Below are 17,714 nucleotides of genomic sequence, written 5' to 3'. Positions count from 1 at the left end.
GGGCCCTGCCCGCTCACCCCCCGGACGACAACGCCCCCCGCCTCGGCGCGATCCCCGCAGGCACCGCGCGCGCACGCGCGGGTGTCCCCGTCCAACACGTCCCCCGTCGCGCCAGCAGCCGCCGCAGCCACAGTTCCAGGGAGACGAGGTCGGCGAGTCCGGCCAGGGGCAGCGGCTCGCCTGCGGCGGCGTCGCGGACCGCCTTGCGGACGACTCGTGCCTCGACCAGTCCGGCCTCGGCGAGCAGGGGTGTCTCGAAGAGGGAGAGGACGCTTCCCGTGGCGGATCTCAGGCCCGCGCGGGCCGTCGCGGTGGCGGAGCCCGGTGTGGGGGTGCCCCAGCCGGGGGGCAGCTCGCCCACGCCGGAGGCTTTGAGGACCCGGCGCAGGATCGAGGCGCGTGCGCCCGGCTGTACGCGCAACGTTTCCGGTAGCGCCTGGCAGGCGCGTACGACCTGGTTGTCGAGGAAGGGCGCGTGGAGCCGCTGGGAGCGGATCTCGGTGGCCTGTTCCAGGACGCGGAGGTCGGAGGCGTGGCGGGCGAGGGCGGCGCGGGCACGGTGGTCGCCGGGTCTCTGTCCGGGCCCGCCCGCGCCGGAACGGGACGTGGCGGACTGGAGGCGAACCGATACTTCAGCAAGGGCCTCGCCGGTGAGCCAGCGGGCGGCGGGCCCGGCGGGGGCCCAGGTCAGCGCGGCCAGGGATGCCCCGACGGCTCCGGGGACGTCCTCGAAGCGGCGGGACAGGAGACGGTCGGCCAGGGATTCGAGACCGGCGGCGTAGGGCGTGCGCGCGAGGCGGCGGGCGGCGCCGTACACGCGCGCGGGCACGAGGACGGAGCCGTCCGCCTTGGTCAGCGCGGCGACGGGCCGGACGAGGTGACGGCGTTTGCGGTCCATGAGGAGGTCCGCGAGGCGGGCGGGGTTCGCGTCGAGCGCCTGCCGGGCCCCGTGCCCCGTGAAGTGGTCGGCGCTGCCCGCTGCGAGGCGGGCGCGGTGCCGGGCGGCCAGGACGAGGGAGGGGCCGGGTTCGTCCGTCAGAGGGCCGTCCAGGGCCGCGTAGGGGAGCATGTCGGCGTCGCCGGTGACGACGACGTGGTGGAGGCGGGGGTTCGCGGCGAGTTCGCCGGCGCGCTCCAGCTCCTCCTGCTGACGCCGGGACGTGAGGTCGTTGAAGGTGACCGCGAGCAGGCGCTCGCCCGCGCCGGTGCCGTGACCGAGCAGCGTCCCCGGCATGCCGGGCAGGCCGGCGGCGAGGAGGGCGAGCGTGCCGGACGCGGGCCCGCCCGTGAGGTCCGCGCCGATGCCGGGGACGGGCATCCCGCGCGCGGCACGCCGCTCGGCGGGCCCCATGCCGGGGACGGGACCGGGGTCCATGTCGGGCACGTGCCGGGGTGCCGACAGCCGCGTCCGGACGGCCTCGACGAGCGCGTCCCGCACGCCCTCGACGGCGCTGTCCGAATCCATGGGGGCGGCGGCGACGGCGAGGGAGGCGACCGGCTCGTACCCGACGACCTCACGCGCGCCCGCGCGCAGCACCAGCGCGTGCCCCGGGGGCACCCGGCGGACACCGTCGTAGGGCGTCGAATCGAGGAGGGCGGCCGGTACGTCGGGGGCGGCGAGCAGCGCGGCGAGGTGCCCGAAGTCGAGGTTGGCCTCGACGAGGTCGGCGAGCGGCAGCGCGGCCGTCGCGTACGCCGTCCCGCCCGCCCAGGGCGTGTGGAACACCGGGCGCGCGCCCGCGAGGTCGCCGCAGACGGTGACGCGGCGGTCGACCTGGACGACGGCCGTGTAGCTGCCGGGCCAGGTGGTGAGGTGGCGCAGGGCGCCCCCGCGCGCCGTCAGCAGCCCGATGCGCAACTGCTCGTCGCTGGCCCCGCACAGGCCCAGGACGGCGATCCTGGTGCGCGCGTCGACGCGGACGACGCGGATCTCGTCGGGGCGCCAGTCGCCGACGGCCCACAGGGGGTCGGGGTCGCCCCACAGGAGCTGCGAGCCGACCGGCTGGACGACCTCGCCGTCCAGGCCGACGGCGCCGCCGCCGTCGTAACCGCCGTAGGGGTCGCCGAAGCCCGGGGCGGACCCCGCGGCGGTCATGCTCCAACCCACCAACCACCGCATCGACGCCTCCACAGGCTGTGGACAACCGGTGCACCGCACGAACCGGTCACCATGCTGCCACGAAGAACGCGCCCATGAGGGAAGGCAGATCGCCTGAGAGGCCGGGCAACGCGCCTGTGCGCGCGTGCCGTTGCCGAGGTGGGTACCCGCGGGCACCTCGCACGCACCAGGGCACACACCCGGTACGCGCTCCCGCGTGCGCCCCCGCGCCCGCGACGTGAATGCGCCCCCGATACGCTCCCCCCGAACGCCCTGTGCGCCCTCGATTCCCATGGTCGGGGGCTTGATCACCCGGCGTTCCTAGGGGCGTTTTTCGGCCAAATACGCAGCCGAACTCGCAGCGTGCGCACGGCTGTTGGAAAAGCCGCGCACACGCTCCGTACACAGCCCGCACGACCCTGTGCGAGCGCGCGATCCGGGAGGCGGGGTTCGCCCCCCGGACCGTTCCGCCGCCCGCGGGGATGTAGGCGGCGGTGTCCCCCAGCCCACTGGATCCAGTACAGCGGGCCGACCCACGCACCATCCATCGAAGCGCTCCCGGGGTGGCCGGAGAAGAGCGCACACGCAGGCGCACGGCCACACAGCGGGAGCACATCGCGACGGACCGCTACGGAGCCCGCACTTCCGTACGGGCAACAATCCCGCCAACCGGAACAATGCCTCTTAACGCTTGGGATGCGGCGAACTACGCTGGGTTTACGAATGCCGCGTGGTTATGCCAGCGCGGCAGCCGTCTGTGTCGAGGGGTGGCGCAATGTCCAGGGAGCAACGCGGGCCGAACGAAAAACTCGGCGCCGTTCTCGCCCTCGCGGGAATCAGCAACGCGGGGCTCGCGCGGCGTGTCAACGACCTCGGCGCACAACGCGGGTTGACGCTGCGCTACGACAAGACCTCTGTGGCGCGCTGGGTGTCGAAGGGCATGGTCCCGCAGGGCGCCGCGCCCCACCTGATCGCCGCCGCGATCGGCCAGAAACTCGGCCGGCCCGTCCCGCTGCACGAGATCGGCCTCGCCGACGCCGACCCCGCGCCCGAAGTGGGCCTCGCGTTCCCCCGGGACGTCGGCCAGGCCGTCCGCTCCGCGACCGAGCTGTACCGGCTCGACCTCGCCGGCCGCCGCGCGGGCACCGGGGGCATCTGGCAGTCCCTCGCGGGGTCGTTCGCCGTCAGCGCGTACGCGACACCCGCCTCCCGGTGGCTGATAACCCCGGCCGACAGCACCGTCGCGCGCGAGGCACCCCTCGCCGACGGGGCGGGCGCACCGGTCAGAGTCGGCCACAGCGACGTCCGCAAACTCCGCGAGGCCGCCGAGGACGCGCGCCGCTGGGACTCCAAGTACGGCGGCGGCGACTGGCGTTCGTCCATGGTGCCCGAGTGCCTGCGCGTCGAGGCGGCCCCGCTGCTGCTCGGCGCCTATTCCGACGAGGTCGGGCGCGCGCTCTTCGGGGCCACCGCCGAACTCACCCGCCTCGCCGGGTGGATGGCCTTCGACACCGGCCAGCAGGAGGCCGCCCAGCGGTACTACATCCAGGCGCTGCGCCTCGCGCGCGCGGCGGCCGACGTCCCGCTCGGCGGGTACGTCCTCGCGTCCATGTCCCTCCAGGCCACCTACCGGGGCTTCGGGGACGAGGGCGTCGACCTCGCGCAGGCCGCCCTCGAACGCAACCGGGGCCTCGCCACCGCCCGCACCATGAGCTTCTTCCGCCTCGTCGAGGCACGCGCGCACGCCCGCGCGGGGGACGCGCACGCCGCCGGGGCCGCCCTGCGCGCCGCCGAGGGCTGGCTGGAGCGCGCGCGGGACGGCGACAGCGACCCCTCCTGGCTCGGCTTCTACTCCTACGACCGGTTCGCCGCCGACGCCGCCGAGTGCTACCGCGATCTCAAGGCGCCGCGCCAGGTGCGCCGGTTCACCGAGCAGGCGCTGTCCTCGCCCACCGAGGAGTTCGTGCGCTCGCACGGGCTGCGGCTCGTCGTCTCCGCCGTCGCCGAGCTGGAGTCCGGGAACCTCGACGCGGCCTGCGAGCAGGGGGTGCGGGCCGTGGAGGTCGCCGGGCGGATCTCGTCCGCGCGGACCACCGAGTACGTCAAGGACCTCCTGCACCGGCTGGAGCCGTACGGGGACGAGCCCCGGGTGGTCGAGCTGCGGGAGCGGGCCCGGCCGTTGCTGATGACTCCGGCGTAGACGTTTGAAGGCGTTGTCAGTGGCGCAGTGCACTATCGGAGGCGGAGGTGGTGCTCGTGGCCCGTGGGGGTTCGTACGACTGTGATGTGCTCGTCGTCGGTGGGGGGATCGTCGGGCTCGCCACCGCGTACGCCGTCGGTCGCGCCGCCCCCGGGACGCGGGTCGTCGTCCTGGAGAAGGAGGACGGGCCCGCGCGGCACCAGACCGGGCGCAACAGCGGGGTCATCCACAGCGGGATCTACTACCGGCCCGGGTCGCTGAAGGCGCGGTTCGCCGTGCAGGGCGGGGCCGAGATGGTCAAGTTCTGCGCCGAGTACGGGGTGGCGCACGAGGTCACCGGGAAGCTGATCGTCGCGACCGACCGGGCCGAGTTGCCCCGGCTGCACGCGCTCGTGCAGCGCGGGCGGGAGAACGGGATCTCCGTGCGGGAACTCGGGGGCGCGCAGATCCAGGAGTACGAGCCCGAGGTGCGGGGGCTCGCGGCGATCCATGTCGGGACCACCGGGATCTGTGACTACGCCGGGGTCGCTCGGGTCCTCGCGGAGGCGTCCGGGGCGGAGGTGCGGTACGGGGCCGAGGTCGTCCGTGCCGATCGGCGGGCCGACCTCGGGGTCGCCGTCCAGACCTCGCGTGGGGACGTCGTGCGGGGGCGCGTGCTCGTCAACTGCGCCGGGCTGTACTGCGACTCGCTCGCCCGGCTCGTGGGGGACGAACCGTCCGTGCGGATCGTGCCGTTCCGGGGGGAGTACTACTCGCTGACGCGGACCTCCCTCGTGCGGGGGCTCGTGTATCCCGTGCCCGATCCGGCGTTTCCGTTCCTCGGGGTGCATCTGACCCGGGGGATCGACGGGGGTGTCCATGTCGGGCCCAACGCCGTTCCCGCGCTTGCCCGGGAGGGGTACGGGTGGGGGGTCGTCCGGGGGGCCGAACTCGCCGGGACGCTGGCCTGGCCCGGGGTCTGGCGGATGGGGCGGCGGCACTGGCGGTATGGCGCCGGGGAGATACGCCGGTCCGTGTCCAAGGCGGCCTTCCTCGACGCGGTGCGGCGGATGTTGCCGGGGGTCGAGGCCGAGGATCTGGTGCGGGCCGAGGCGGGGGTGCGGGCTCAGGCCGTCCTGCGGGACGGGGGGCTCGTGGACGACTTCCTGATTCAGGAGGGGGCTCGGGCTGTGCACGTGTTGAACGCGCCGTCCCCTGCGGCTACGGCCTCGCTGCCGATCGGGCGGGAGGTGGCTCGGCGGGCGGTGGATGTGCTGCGGGCCGCGTGACGGGGTTTTCTCGCCCCCGCCGCCCCTACCCGTCCCATCCCTTCGAAGGGGCTCCGCCCCTTCCACCCCGCCAGGGGCTCTGCCCCTGGACCCCGTTCGGCCCTTAAGGGGCCTCGGGCGCAAGCGCCCGGCCGGCGGGGGGGGGGGGGGGGGGGGGGGGGGGGGTGGGTGGGAAGGGGTGCTGGAGAGGGCTGGGGTGGGTGGGAAGGGGTGCTGGAGGGAGTGGGTGGGGAAGTGGGGGGGGGGGTGGGGAGGTGATGTGGGGTAAGGGGTGCTGGAGAGGGCTGGGGTGGGTGGGAAGGGGTGCTGGAGGGAGTTGGGTGGGTGGGGAAGTGGAGGCTGTGGGTGGGGGTCGGGCCTGGGTGGGGCCTGGACTCAAGTGTCGGGCGGGCTGGGGCCGGTGGAGAGGTGGGGCTTGTGGGTGGGGGGCGGTTCTGGGTGGGGCTCGGGCTCAAACGTCGGGCGGGCTGGAGAGGGCTGGGCGAGCCGGCAGGTGCTGTTTCGCAGGCCGGCAGGTGCTGCTGCGCGAGCCGGTATGTGGCGCACCCCGTAAAATCGGCTCACTGTGTCTGAATCCCTTAATCCCAGTGAGCCCCCGTCCTCCGAGCACCGGTCCTCCGACGACGTCGCCGCCGCCTTCGCGCGGGCGCGGCGGGTCAGGGGGGAGCCGCGGTTTCCTGATGGGCCGCAGGCGGATCCTGCGGGGTCGCACTTCGAGCGGCGGATCAGGAGTTTTCAGCCGAGGCGGAGCAGGGTCACGGCGGGGCAGGCGGAGGGGTTGCAGAGGTTGTGGGGGAGGTGGGGGCTGGATATCGACGGGCATGCCGTCGATCTGCGGGAGCTGTTCGGGGACGAGCGGCCGGTCGTCCTGGAGATCGGGTTCGGGATGGGCGAGGCGACTGCGCAGATGGCCGCGGCTGATCCTGCGACGAACGTGCTCGCCGTGGACGTCCACACCCCTGGGCAGGGGAACCTGCTGAACCTCGCCGAGCAGAACGGGCTGACGAACGTCCGGGTCGCCAACGGGGACGCGATCATCCTGCTGCGGGAGATGCTGAAGCCGGACGCGCTGGACGGGCTGCGGGTCTACTTCCCGGACCCGTGGCCGAAGAAGCGGCACCACAAACGGCGGCTGATCCAGCCGGAGTTCCTGGACCTCGTCGCGACGCGGCTGCGGCCGGGCGGGGTCGTCCACTGCGCGACGGACTGGGAGCCGTACGCGGAGCAGATGCTGGAAGTCCTCGACGCGCACCCGGAGTTCGAGAACACGCGGACGGACGGCGGTTTCGCGCCGCGTCCGGAGTTCCGTCCGCTGACCCGTTTCGAGGCACAGGGCATCGAGAAGGGGCACGTGGTGAACGACCTGCTGTTCCGCCGGGTGGAACGACGCCCTTAGGGAACAACGCCCTTGAGGACCGGCGTCCTTGAGGGCCGGGAGGGGCGGCGCCCTCAGCAAACGGCGCCTCAGCGAGCGGCGCCCCCGGCGAACGGCACCCTCGCGCACCGGCGTTCGGCCCGTCGCGGCGGAGCCGTTCCCTCGTTAGGGTCAATGACGTGTCGACCAGTGCCGTGCCGCCCCCGCCCGCCCCACACCCCCAAGAGCTGCGCCCCCGCTGGTGGAAACGCCCCGCCGTCCGCTACACCGCCCTGATCGCCCTCCTCGCGGTCTCCGGCGTGATCATCCTGGCGCTCGTCCGTGAACAGACCGGCACGCAGGGCCTGTTGGTGGGGCTCGGGCTGGCCGTCTTCCCGGTCCCGATCCTCGTCACCGCGTTCAGGTGGCTGGACCGGACGGACCCCGCGCCCTGGCGGAACATGGTCTTCGCGTTCGCGTGGGGCGCCTGCGCGGCGACGCTGATCGCGATCCTCGCGAACACGTTCACGACACAGTGGATAGCGAACACGACGGCCGATCCGGACGGCGCGGACACGCTCGGCGCGACGCTGATAGCGCCGGTCGTCGAGGAGACGGCCAAGGCCGCCGCCGTCCTGCTCGTCTTCCTGTTCCGCAGGCGGCAGTTCACGGGGCTGGTGGACGGCGTCGTCATCGCGGGGACCACGGCGGCGGGGTTCGCGTTCACCGAGAACATCCTCTATCTGGGCTCGGCGTTCGGGACGGACCAGTTGTCCGGGGACGGCGGGGTCGCGTCGGTGACGGCGGCGACGTTCTTCGTGCGGGTGATCATGTCGCCGTTCGCGCATCCCCTGTTCACGGTGTTCACGGGCATCGGCTTCGGACTCTCCGCGCTCACGCCCGAACGCCGGCGCGCCCGCCGGGTCCTGCTCCCCCTCACCGGGCTGGTCCTCGCGATGGGGATGCACTCCCTGTGGAACGGCTCCGCGCACTTCGGTCCGCTCGGGTTCTTCGTCGTCTACGGCGTCTTCATGGTGCCGGTGTTCGGGCTGCTGACCTGGCTCGTCCTCTGGACCCGCCGACGTGGCCTGCGGCAACTCCGCGAAGAGCTGCCCGTATACGTCGCCGCCGGCTGGCTCTCCCCCGCCGAGCCCTTCGCCCTCTCCTCCATGCGGGCTCGCCGCGTCGCCCGCGAGTACGCGACGCACTACCTCGGCAAACCGGCCGCGAAGACCCTCGCGGAGTACACCTCCACCGCCACCGCCCTCGCCCAACTCCGCCGCCGAGGCCGCCTCGGCCACGCCCCCACGGATTTCGTCACCCTCGAACACCACCTCCTCACCACCCTCTGGACCCTCCGCCCCACCACCCGCCCCGCCCTCGAATACGCGGCCCACACCACCACTCCCCCCACCCCAGCCCCCTTCCCCTGGCACCCCCACCCCACCTGGCAACACCCCCCGGCCTACGGCCTACCGACGGGGCCATATCCCCCGCAGTACGGGGGGTACCGGGCGTAGGGGCGGGCCGGAGACGGGCTGAGCTGCGAGGGGCTGGAGCAGGCGGAGTGATGCCGGCTGGGCAAACAGCCAGACCGGGAGGGGCCGGAGCGAGAAGGTCGCATGGCCGGAGACGGGCTGGGCCGAGAGCAAGAACCGAGCCGCGCGGGAGCGGCAGGACCGAGTCTGGAGGGGCCGGAGCCGAAGAGGCCGGGGAGAGAGTCAGGTCGAGCCCGAGCGAAGAGCCGGGCTGGAGGAGGCCGGGGACGGGGTATGCGGGGGGGGCGGGCACAAGGGCGAGCCGAGCAGAGAGCCAGGCGGTAAACGCCGCAGGCCAAGCCGCGCCGGGAGAGAGGCCGGAGTGGGGGAACCGTCCCGGTCGGGGCCGGACCGGAAAGAAACCTGAACCGGACGGGGCCACGGCAGGAGCCGACGTCGGAAAGGGCCCGGAGCGAGAAGCGGCCAGGCGCGGAGTGGGCCGGAACGAAGCAGGCCGGAACGAAGCAGGCCGGAACGAAGCAGGCCGGAACGGAACAGGCCAGGCGCGGAGCAGGCCAGGCGCGGAGCAGGCCGGAACGAAGCAGGCCGGAACGAAGCAGGCCGGAACGAAGCAGGCCGGAACGAAGCAGGCCGGAACGAAGCAGGCCAGGCGCGGAGCAGGCCGGAACGAAGCAGGCCGGAACGAAGCAGGCCGGAACGGAGCAGGCCAGGCGCGGAGCAGGCCGGAACGGAGCAGGCCGGAACGAAGCAGGCCGGAACGGAGCAGGCCGGAACGGAGCAGGCCAGGCGCGGAGCAGGCCGGAACGGAGCAGGCCGGAACGAAGCAGGCCGGAACGGAGCAGGCCAGGCGCGGAGCAGGCCGGAGCTGGGGACATCAGCGCGGGGACACAGAGCCGGGGGCCCAAGGCCCGGGACCAGATCCTGAGAGGTCAGCGCCGGAGGGGAACAGAGCCGAAGGGCCCTGACCAGGACCGGGCCGAGAAGACAGAGCCGCGCCCCAGGACCCGAGGCGCGACGCCGCAGGAGCCAGGCCCGGAGCGGGACGGAGGCCCAGTGGCCGAAGACGGCCCAAGCAACCGCCCCCGAGCACCGACGCCCGCACCCTCAACCGGCCTCCGGCCACAGATACGGACGAGGCTCCCGTGCCCAATCCCCCGGCGTCGAGGCCCCTCCCGACCGCACGCCCCCAGCGCGAACCGGTCGTAAATGCGCCGGGCCCAGAGCATCAGAAACCGCGCCCGGCATGACGTACCCGTCCACCCCCGGCCCACGGCCCCGCCCCCTGCAACGCCCCGAACCACGCAAGGCGGGCACCCCCGAGCCCCCGACGCCGCCCCGGCGAGCCCACCCCGGGACACCGCCCCGCGAACCGCCGTGGCCCTCACCTCGACGCCCCCGTGCGCCGCAACCCGGCGTCCAAGCCACCGAAAGCGATGCCCCGGCACCGGTTCACGAAGCGCGCCCCCACTCCCTGAACTCCGCAGCGAGGCGCCGAAGCCGCCAGGAGCCATGCCCGGCACCGGCTCATGAGCCACGCGCCCTCACCCCTCAGCCGCGCCCCCCTCTGAGCCGAATCCCGGCGCCGAAGCCGACGAAGGGACCGGGGTGATGTCCCGCTGGCGTACCGGCGTGGAACCGGTGGCTCGGCAGGGCGGCCGGCTGGGGCCGGCGGATCGCATCGGCGCGCTGATGCCGGTGAACGGCACGCGTCGCGGCTGGGCAGGCGTGCCTGCGGCAGCCGCCTCGGCTCCGGGCGGAGGCCGACGGCCCCGCACAGTCACACCACCCGGCGGGACACCACCGGGACCGGGCCCCCTTGAAGCGCGGCCCGGCGCCGAAGCCCCGGTGGCGTCCCGCCGAGTGGTGTAGAGCCCTCCGGAGCGCGCTCGCCGAGCGCCCCGCGATCGCCGGCTCGGCCGAAGCCCGCGCCGCCGCGTGAGCCGGTCGGCGCGGCGGGGGCCGCCCGGCCCTGGACCGACGGGCGGAACTCGGCCGCGACCTGCGAAGCCGTGACAGCCGAGCGGCTGCACCACTTGGCGGGACGCCACCCAGTCGCCGGCTCCACGCCGGTACACCACTCACCGGGACGTGATCGAAGCCCCCGTCTGCTCCCCCGCACGCCGAAGCCCCCCCTGCTCCCCCCTTACGCCGAAGCCCCCGCCCCGCTGCCCCTTACGCCGAAGCCTCCGTCAGCCTCCCGATCTCCGCCTCCGTCAGTTCCAGCTCTCCCACCGCGAGCAGGGCGGGGAGTTGGGCGACCGTGCGGGCGGAAGCGATCGGCGCCGTGATGGTCGGCTGGGCCGCGAGCCAGGCGAGGGCGACGGTGGCGACCTCGGCGTCGTGCGCGGCGGCGATTTCGTCGAGGGCGGCGAGGACCTTGCGGCCCCGCTCGGTGTCGAGGTGCTTGCCGGCGCCGCCGGCGGCACGGGCGCCCGAGACGGTCGTGCCGGGGCGGTACTTGCCGGTGAGGAAGCCGGAGGCGAGGGCGAAGTAGGGGACGGCGGCGAGGCCGGTGTGGGAGACGACGTCCTGGAGGGGCCCCTCGTACGTGTCGCGGGAGACGAGGTTGTAGTGGGGCTGGACGGCGACGTACCGGGCGAGCCCTTCGCGGTCGGAGAAGTCGAGGAACTCGCGAAGCCGCTCGGGGGAGATGTTGGAGGCGGCGATGTGCCGCACCTTGCCCGCCCGCACCAACTCGTCGAGCGCGCCCAGGATCTCCTCGACCGGCGTCTCGGGCTTGTCGAAGTGCGTGTAGTAGAGGTCGATGTGGTCGGTACCGAGGCGCTTCAGGGACGCGTCCGCCGCCGCTTTGATCGTGTCCGCGGACAGCCCCTGGAACTCGGGGTGCTGGCTGACCTTGGTCGCGATGACGACGTCGTCCCGGTTGCCGCGCGAGGCGAGCCACTTGCCGATGATCGTCTCGGACTCGCCACCGCTGTTGCCCTCGACCCAGGCCGAGTAGACGTCAGCGGTGTCGACGAAGTTGCCGCCCGCCGCGGTGTACGCGTCGAGGACGGCGAAGGAGGTCTCCTCGTCGGCGGTCCAGCCGAAGACGTTACCGCCGAGGGCGAGGGGGAAGACTTCGAGGTCGGAGGAGCCGAGCGGGCGCAGAGTAGTCATGATCTACGTCAACACCGGCCCCGGACCCACGAATTCCGCCCGTCACGCAAAGAACTCACCACGCGAAGAGCCCGTCCGAGCACCCTCAGATCGTCAGGCCCTTGCTCCGCAGCCAAGCCGCCGGGTCGATCCCGCTCCCGGACCCGTTGACGTGGACCTCCAGGTGCAGGTGCGCCCCGGTCACGTTCCCCGTCGCCCCGACCCGCCCGATGACGTCCCCGGTCCCGACCCGCTGGCCGACGCTGACGCTGATGGACGACTGGTGGGCGTACCAGATCTCGGTGCCGTCATCCAGCTTGAGCTTCGTGAGGTAGCCGTAGGACCCGGCGTACCCGGCCTCGATGATGGTCCCGCTGTGGACAGCCTTGAGGAGCGTGCCGGTGGGCGCCGCGAAGTCGAGCCCGGTGTGGTACCCGGACGACCAGAGCGCCCCGGACTGCCCGAACGTCGAGGTGATGGTGTACGAGGACGTCGGCAGCGCGTACTGCTTGGCCAGCTCGGCGAGCCGCGCCTCCTCGGCCTTGCGCTTGGCGGCGGCGTCGGCCTCTTCCTTGGCCTCTTCGACGTTGGCCTGCGCGGCCTTGGCGGCCTTCGCGGCGGCGTCGGCCTCGGCGCGCTGCGCGGCCACCTTCGCCTGCTGCTCGGCCTGCGTCGCCTGCGACTCGGCCTGCGCGATGATCCGGTTGCGCAGCGCCTCGGCGGCGTCGGCGGACTCCTGCCCGGCCTCGCTGACGATGCTGGCGATCGGCGTGGCCTCGGGCGTCCGGTCGTCGTCGTCGGAGACGAGGGAGCCGACGCCGGGGATGTCGTCGACGGAGATGGAGACGGGCGCGTTGCCCGTGTTGGCGCTGGCCATGCCGCCCGCGCTGACGGCGGCTATGACGCCGACGCCGAGGACCGTGGAGCTACGGGCGAATCCGCCGCCGGCTCCGGCGCGCTGCCTGGCGACCCGGTGCTTGCCCTTGGCCGGGACGGAGTCGGCCGTCGGGTTCCACTCCTCCCAGGGGCCCTCTTCCTCGACGCGGTAGCCGCCGAACCCGAAGGTCGGCTGGGCAGGGGCTTCTGGGGCAGTCCGGTTCGCCACGCGGGCGCACTCCTTTCCTTCCGCCGCCTACCGGGTTAGCTGACGGGTTCGGAGCGGGAAGGTCTCCTACGCGCGTAAACCGGCCGCTCGTGAGCGGTGGCGTCCGCGTGATTCACCCCAAGGTGGTGGTTCCCCGGTTCCCTTACGGGATTCGGCGCGTGCGCACGGAGCCGCCCCTGATGACGGCTGGAACAACCGTGCTGCGTTATCGAACGTTAATCGACCCGAGTACCCGTTTCCAAGCTGTTCCTCTTGATCGACAAACATTTCTGGCCCGGAATTTTCGGGTCAACGGTAGGGAAAAACGGGCGAGTTGGGGCGGTGATGCGAACCTCGCGATACGCAGAGTGACCGCCGGGGACAACAAAAGGACCGGGACCCTGTTTCCAGGATCCCGGTCCTTTTTCAGTAGCGGGGACAGGATTTGAACCTGCGACCTCTGGGTTATGAGCCCAGCGAGCTACCGAGCTGCTCCACCCCGCGTCGGTGAGATAACTATAGGCATACGCCGAGTGGAACTCCAAACCGGTTCCGTCCTACCCCCGTCATACCCCCGGGTTACGGGCGTGCGTCAGGGTCTCCCAGGCCACGAACAGGTCGTCCGTGCCGGCGGGCCGGTGCCGCTCCACGAGCCGGTGCGCCGCCGGGACGGACTCGCCGAGCCGGCCCTCCAGGTGGTTGACCAGGACCTCCAGGTCGGGGCCCATGTTGCGGTCGACCTTCCCGCCGCACAGCCACGCCGGGGCCTTCTCGCCCGCCTGGTAGCGGGCGTGCAGCTCGGCCGCCGCCTTCAGCCGGTCCTTGGTCTCGCCGTACAGGTCGACGCCCTGGTGCCACGCCGTCTCCGCGATGTGGGCGGCGGCGGCCAGGGAGTAGCCGGCGTGCTTGAAGTTGCGGCAGGTCTCCTGGGAGACGCCGTCCTTGAACGTCGTCTGCCCGAACCAGTACGCGGTGAGCTTCGCCGGGTCGTCCAGGCCCGCCTTCGCGGGGGCGATCGGGATGCGGCCGTCCTTCTCCAGGTAGAAGTAGGCGGGGACGCGGGCCCGGAAGCGGCTCAGGGCCTGGTCGAAGACCTTGTGGTCGTTGGTGAAGACGCCGATGCCGATGGCCGCGTCCGTCATCGCGAGGTCCCAGTTGCCGTTGTAGTCCGGGACCTCCCGGGTGACGGCCGGGAGGTAGGCGTCGCGCAGCATCGCCTCGAACCGCAGCACCCGGTCCTCGGGCCAGCCCCCGCCGGGCGTGTGCCGGACGATCTCCGCCGCCCTCGCCCACGTCGAGCCCGCCCACGCGGTCTGGAGCCCGGCGTCGTCCTCGGTGTGCCGTCTGATCCGCGCCGACCAGGCGTCCATGATCTCCCGCGCCTTCTCGGCGTGCCGCGGCTTGCCGGTCACGCTGAACAGGAGGGCCTGGGTGTAGGCGGCGATCGCGTCCTGGCGCTCCTCCACGCAGCCGTGCGCGGGGCGGTTCGGCTGGTCGCCGCCGGGGCAGTCGACGCTCTCGTACGGCTCCGGGGCGTACTTGTACGAGCCGTACTTGCTGTCCCTCATGTCCAAGTAGGCGCCCAGCCACGGCTGTTCACCGGCGTGCACCTTCTCCCGGACGGCGTCCAGCTGCGTCCTGGCCACCAGCACCCCCGGGTGCGTGAACGACGCCTCCGGGGGGAGGGCGCGGGCCATCCGGCGGGGTTCGGGGGTGGTGGTGGAGCAGGCGGCGAGCGCGAGCAGCAGGGCGGCGGCGAGTACGGGTTTGGCTGACCTCATGTGGGCAGCGTGGCCCGGACCGGGGTGGTGCGCAGGTTGGGGTGGGCCGGGCGGGTCAGGGCTCCCCCGGCTGATCAGAGCAGGTGCCCGTTCGGCGCCTTCGCCCGTCCCTCGTACTCGTCCAACAGCAGCACCTCCACCCCCGCGTCCCTCAGCAGCCCGTTGCCGTCCGCGTCCTGGACGAAGGTGTCCGGTTCGATCCACGCCGTGACGACCCGCCGCACCCCGGCGTCGAGGATGAGCCGCGCGCAGGGCGCCGGGCGGGAGGCGCGGCGCGCGCAGGGTTCCAGGCTGGAGTACACCGTCGCCCCGGCGAGCCGCGGGTCCGCCGGGTCCAGCTTGGCGAGGGCCGCCTCCTCCGCGTGGACGACGGTGTCGTCGCCCTCGCGCGAGTGCCCGCGCGCGATCTCCGTCCCGTCGGCCGCGACGACCACCGCGCCGACGCTGAAGGCCGTCTCCGAGGGCGGACACAGCGCGGCGAGGTCGCAGGCGAGGGAGAGCCAGTGGTGGTCGGCGGGGGTGACGGCGGGGCGGTACGTCATCAGGACCACGTCCTCGATCTGCCGGGTGTCGACGAGGGTGAGGCGGCCCGGCTCGTACGTGCCGGGGCCGAAGAGCCGGGGTGCCTTGGGGTCGCCGACGAACAGCGGGGCCAGCACCAGCTGAAGTTCGTCCGCGAGGCCGCGCTGGAGGAGCTGGGTGTGGATGGTGCCGCCGCCCTCGACCATCAGCCGCCGGACGCCGCGCGCGTGCAGGTCGGCGAGGAGGCGGTGCCAGTCCAGCTCGGGGCCGAGGGGGACGACGTCGGCGGTGTCCCGGACGGCCGTGCGGGCGCGGGCCGCTCCGCCGTCCGTCGTGTAGACGAGCTTCTTGTCGCCGGTGTGCCAGAAGTTGGCGTCGGGGTCGAGGTCGCCGGAGGCGGTGACCGTGACCTTGAGGGGGTACTCGGGGCGGCCCTCGGCGCGGCGGGCGGCGCGGCGGTCGGGGGAGTTGACCAGGAGGCGCGGGTTGTCGGCGCGGATGGTGCCGGCGCCGATGAGGATCGCGTCCACGGACGCGCGCACCTCGTCGACGCGGTCGAAGTCCGCCGGGCTGGACAGCAGCAGGCGGTCCTTGCCGGTGTCGTCGAGGTAGCCGTCGAGGGAGACGGCGGCGGAGAGGAGGACGTACGGGTAGGGCATCGGCGCGGTCTCCCCCGGGGATCTTGGTTCAAGTTTGAAACAAACTTACACTGGTCGTATGACGACCCGCTGGCTCAACCCCGACGAGATGCGTGCGTGGCGCGCGTACATCTCAGCGGTCTTCCTCCTCGAGGACACGCTCGACCGGCAGCTCCAGCAGGACGCCGGTATGCCGCACCTGTACTACTCGATCCTCGCGAACCTCTCCGAGGAGCCCGAGCGCCAGTTGCGGATGACCGACCTCGCCGAGCGTACGAAGATCACGCGCAGCCGTCTGACGTATGCCGTGACTCGGCTGGAAAAGGACGGTCTGGTCCGGCGCGAGCAGTGCCGGTGGGACAAGCGGGGGAGCATCGCCGCGCTCACCGACGAGGGGCTGGCCATCCTGGAGCGGATCGCGCCGGGCCACGTCGAGACGGTCCGCTCGGCGGTCTTCGACCAGCTCACGCCGGAGCAGGTGGGCCAGCTGGAGGAGATCAGCCGGCGGATCGCCGGGGCGCTGGAGGGGCAGCAGGGGGGCGGGGAGGACGTGCCGTGGCGGCGGAGGTCGTCGGGGGCGGGGTGCGAGGGCTGAGCCTCTGCCGTCACAGGGCATGCATCACAAACCTGTTGCTTCAACTTTAAAACGAGGAGTAGGGTCGGGACCCGTCACCTGCTTCAAAACTGAAGCAGATAGTCATGGCACCCGCACCGGACCCCGGAGACCCGCATGACCGACTTCCCCGCCGCCACGCCGCGCTCCCGTGTCCGGGTCCCGCTGCGCTTCGCCGACGGCTACGGCGTCGACGCCGAGATCGTCACCTTCCACGGCCTCGCCGACGGCCAGGAGCACATCGCCGTCGTCCTCGGCGACCCCGGCACCCGCACGCCCCTCGTCCGCCTCCACTCCGAATGCCTCACCGGCGACGTCTTCGGCTCCGCCCGCTGCGACTGCGGCCCCCAGCTCCGCGAGGCCGTCGAGCGCATCGCCGAAACCGGCGGCGTCCTCCTCTACCTCCGTCAGGAGGGCCGGGGCATCGGCCTCTACAACAAGCTCGACGCGTACGCCCTCCAGGACCAGGGCCTCGACACGTACGAGGCGAACAAGGCGCTCGGGCTCCCCGAGGACGGCCGCGACTACACGGCGGCGGCCCAGATGCTGACCGCCCTCGACATCTCCGGCTTCGACCTCCTCTCCAACAACCCCGACAAGGCCGAACAACTCCGCACCCTCGGCCTCACCATCCACAACCGCGTCCCCACCGGCGTCTTCACGACCCCCCACAACGTCCGCTACCTCCGCGCGAAGGTCCTCCAGACCAGCCACACGCTGCCGCTGGCGGAGCTGAACGCGGGCTGAGCCTCCCTCCGGGTCCCGCGCCCCGTTCACGCCAAAGCCGGCACCCCCTTCACGGAGGTGCCGGCTTTCGAGGTCCAGGGCGTCAGGCGTGCCCTGCCGGGATCACGACTTCTGGCGGCCGATCGACATGTCGCCCTTGCGCGGGGCCTTCACGACGATGGTCTTGGTCTTCTTGACGCACGGCGGCGCATACCAGGTCTTCACCGAGGTCAGCTTCCAGCCCACCTGGCCGAGAACGGCGCGGTACGCCTTGCTGGTGCTGTTCGTGTCGGTGACCGTCTGGGACCCGGTCCACGTCCACGAGTTGCCGACCTTGACGTCGATCTTCACCTTGGCCTTCGCCACGATGATCTTGGCCTCCGCCTCGTACCCGCCGGTGACGTCGAACGTGAAGGTGTGGGAGCCCGACACCTCCCACTTCACCGACTGCCGGGGCAGGAGCCACGTCGACTGCGGCTCGTCCTTGTCGACCAGGAAGTACGGCTTCCCCTTCACGGTGTACGTGGCCGGCTGGTTCACCTCGGGGCAGACGGAACCGAACGGGGACTTCGACGGCCTCTCCTCCGGCTCGTCCCCCTCGAACGCGAAGTCGGTCTCGCCGTCGGCACCGACGACCGTCCCGTCGTTCATGACGATCTTCGTACCGTCGGCCGGTACGGGCTCGTCGTCCGCCGCCGCGGCACCCGCCCCGGACGCCGTCAACAGGACGGTCGCGGCGGTCAGGACGGGCAGCGCGGTGCGCGTCAGCACGTTTCTCATGGGTCCCCCGTTTCGATGAAGCTGGTCGCTTGGTCAATCGCTTGGTCACAGG

At 72.7% G+C, this 17,714-nt stretch carries 12 protein-coding genes, 1 tRNA gene and 1 riboswitch; of the genes, 6 read left to right on the top strand and 7 right to left on the bottom strand.

Annotated elements, in window-relative coordinates:
• Window positions 1-13 precede the first annotated feature (13 nt).
• Window positions 14-2,119, bottom strand: a complete 2,106-nt coding sequence (locus IAG44_RS21910; RefSeq protein ID WP_187748768.1) for an asparagine synthase-related protein — start codon at window positions 2,117-2,119, stop codon at window positions 14-16.
• Between the two features lie 754 nt (window positions 2,120-2,873).
• Between IAG44_RS21910 and IAG44_RS21905 the strand changes: the two genes are divergently transcribed.
• The 4 genes from IAG44_RS21905 to IAG44_RS21890 all read left to right on the top strand — a co-directional run bounded on the left by IAG44_RS21905 (window position 2,874) and on the right by IAG44_RS21890 (window position 8,440).
• Window positions 2,874-4,298 (top strand): NsdA family TPR-like regulatory protein, encoded by a 1,425-nt coding sequence (locus IAG44_RS21905; protein ID WP_187748767.1) that lies wholly within the window; start codon window positions 2,874-2,876, stop codon window positions 4,296-4,298.
• Between the two features lie 47 nt (window positions 4,299-4,345).
• Window positions 4,346-5,566, top strand: coding sequence for an L-2-hydroxyglutarate oxidase (gene lhgO, locus IAG44_RS21900; protein ID WP_425508464.1), 1,221 nt, complete (start codon window positions 4,346-4,348; stop codon window positions 5,564-5,566).
• 565 nt (window positions 5,567-6,131) lie between these two features.
• On the top strand, window positions 6,132-6,962 hold the full coding sequence (trmB, locus tag IAG44_RS21895; RefSeq protein ID WP_187748765.1) for a tRNA (guanosine(46)-N7)-methyltransferase TrmB: 831 nt from the start codon (window positions 6,132-6,134) through the stop codon (window positions 6,960-6,962).
• 158 nt (window positions 6,963-7,120) lie between these two features.
• Complete coding sequence (locus tag IAG44_RS21890; protein WP_246561962.1) at window positions 7,121-8,440, top strand: PrsW family intramembrane metalloprotease; 1,320 nt, start codon at window positions 7,121-7,123, stop codon at window positions 8,438-8,440.
• A gap of 2,151 nt (window positions 8,441-10,591) precedes the next feature.
• On the opposite strand, the gene IAG44_RS21885 is transcribed toward IAG44_RS21890, so the two are convergent.
• From IAG44_RS21885 to IAG44_RS21865, 5 genes are all read right to left on the bottom strand, one after another.
• Window positions 10,592-11,539, bottom strand: a complete 948-nt coding sequence (locus tag IAG44_RS21885; protein ID WP_187748764.1) for an aldo/keto reductase — start codon at window positions 11,537-11,539, stop codon at window positions 10,592-10,594.
• Window positions 11,540-11,624: 85 nt separating this feature from the next.
• Window positions 11,625-12,623 (bottom strand): M23 family metallopeptidase, encoded by a 999-nt coding sequence (locus IAG44_RS21880; RefSeq protein WP_187748763.1) that lies wholly within the window; start codon window positions 12,621-12,623, stop codon window positions 11,625-11,627.
• 9 nt (window positions 12,624-12,632) lie between these two features.
• Window positions 12,633-12,790, bottom strand: a riboswitch (cyclic di-AMP (ydaO/yuaA leader).
• Window positions 12,791-13,032: 242 nt separating this feature from the next.
• Window positions 13,033-13,106: transfer RNA gene (locus IAG44_RS21875), tRNA-Met, on the bottom strand.
• 62 nt (window positions 13,107-13,168) lie between these two features.
• Window positions 13,169-14,383 carry an alginate lyase family protein gene (locus tag IAG44_RS21870; RefSeq protein ID WP_425508463.1) on the bottom strand — a complete coding sequence of 405 codons (1,215 nt, stop codon included), beginning with the start codon at window positions 14,381-14,383 and terminating at the stop codon, window positions 13,169-13,171.
• 74 nt (window positions 14,384-14,457) lie between these two features.
• Window positions 14,458-15,564, bottom strand: coding sequence for a dihydrofolate reductase family protein (locus IAG44_RS21865; RefSeq protein ID WP_187748762.1), 1,107 nt, complete (start codon window positions 15,562-15,564; stop codon window positions 14,458-14,460).
• 58 nt (window positions 15,565-15,622) lie between these two features.
• On the opposite strand from IAG44_RS21865, the gene IAG44_RS21860 reads away from it, so the two are divergent.
• Window positions 15,623-16,138, top strand: coding sequence for a MarR family winged helix-turn-helix transcriptional regulator (locus IAG44_RS21860; protein WP_187748761.1), 516 nt, complete (start codon window positions 15,623-15,625; stop codon window positions 16,136-16,138).
• A 135-nt stretch (window positions 16,139-16,273) separates the two neighbouring features.
• Window positions 16,274-16,903: a GTP cyclohydrolase II gene (locus IAG44_RS21855; RefSeq protein WP_187748760.1), complete on the top strand. Its 630-nt coding sequence runs from the start codon at window positions 16,274-16,276 to the stop codon at window positions 16,901-16,903.
• Between the two features lie 102 nt (window positions 16,904-17,005).
• On the opposite strand, the gene IAG44_RS21850 is transcribed toward IAG44_RS21855, so the two are convergent.
• The gene (locus IAG44_RS21850; RefSeq protein ID WP_246561961.1) at window positions 17,006-17,662 is read right to left on the bottom strand and encodes a hypothetical protein; all 657 of its coding nucleotides are present in this window, start codon (window positions 17,660-17,662) and stop codon (window positions 17,006-17,008) included.
• Between the last annotated feature and the right edge of the window lie 52 nt (window positions 17,663-17,714).

The sequence above is a fragment of the Streptomyces roseirectus genome (assembly GCF_014489635.1).
GTDB classification, from domain to species: Bacteria; Actinomycetota; Actinomycetes; order Streptomycetales; family Streptomycetaceae; genus Streptomyces; species Streptomyces roseirectus.
Note: the sequence above shows the minus strand (reverse complement) of the source record. Positions and strands in the feature narration are given on the sequence as shown.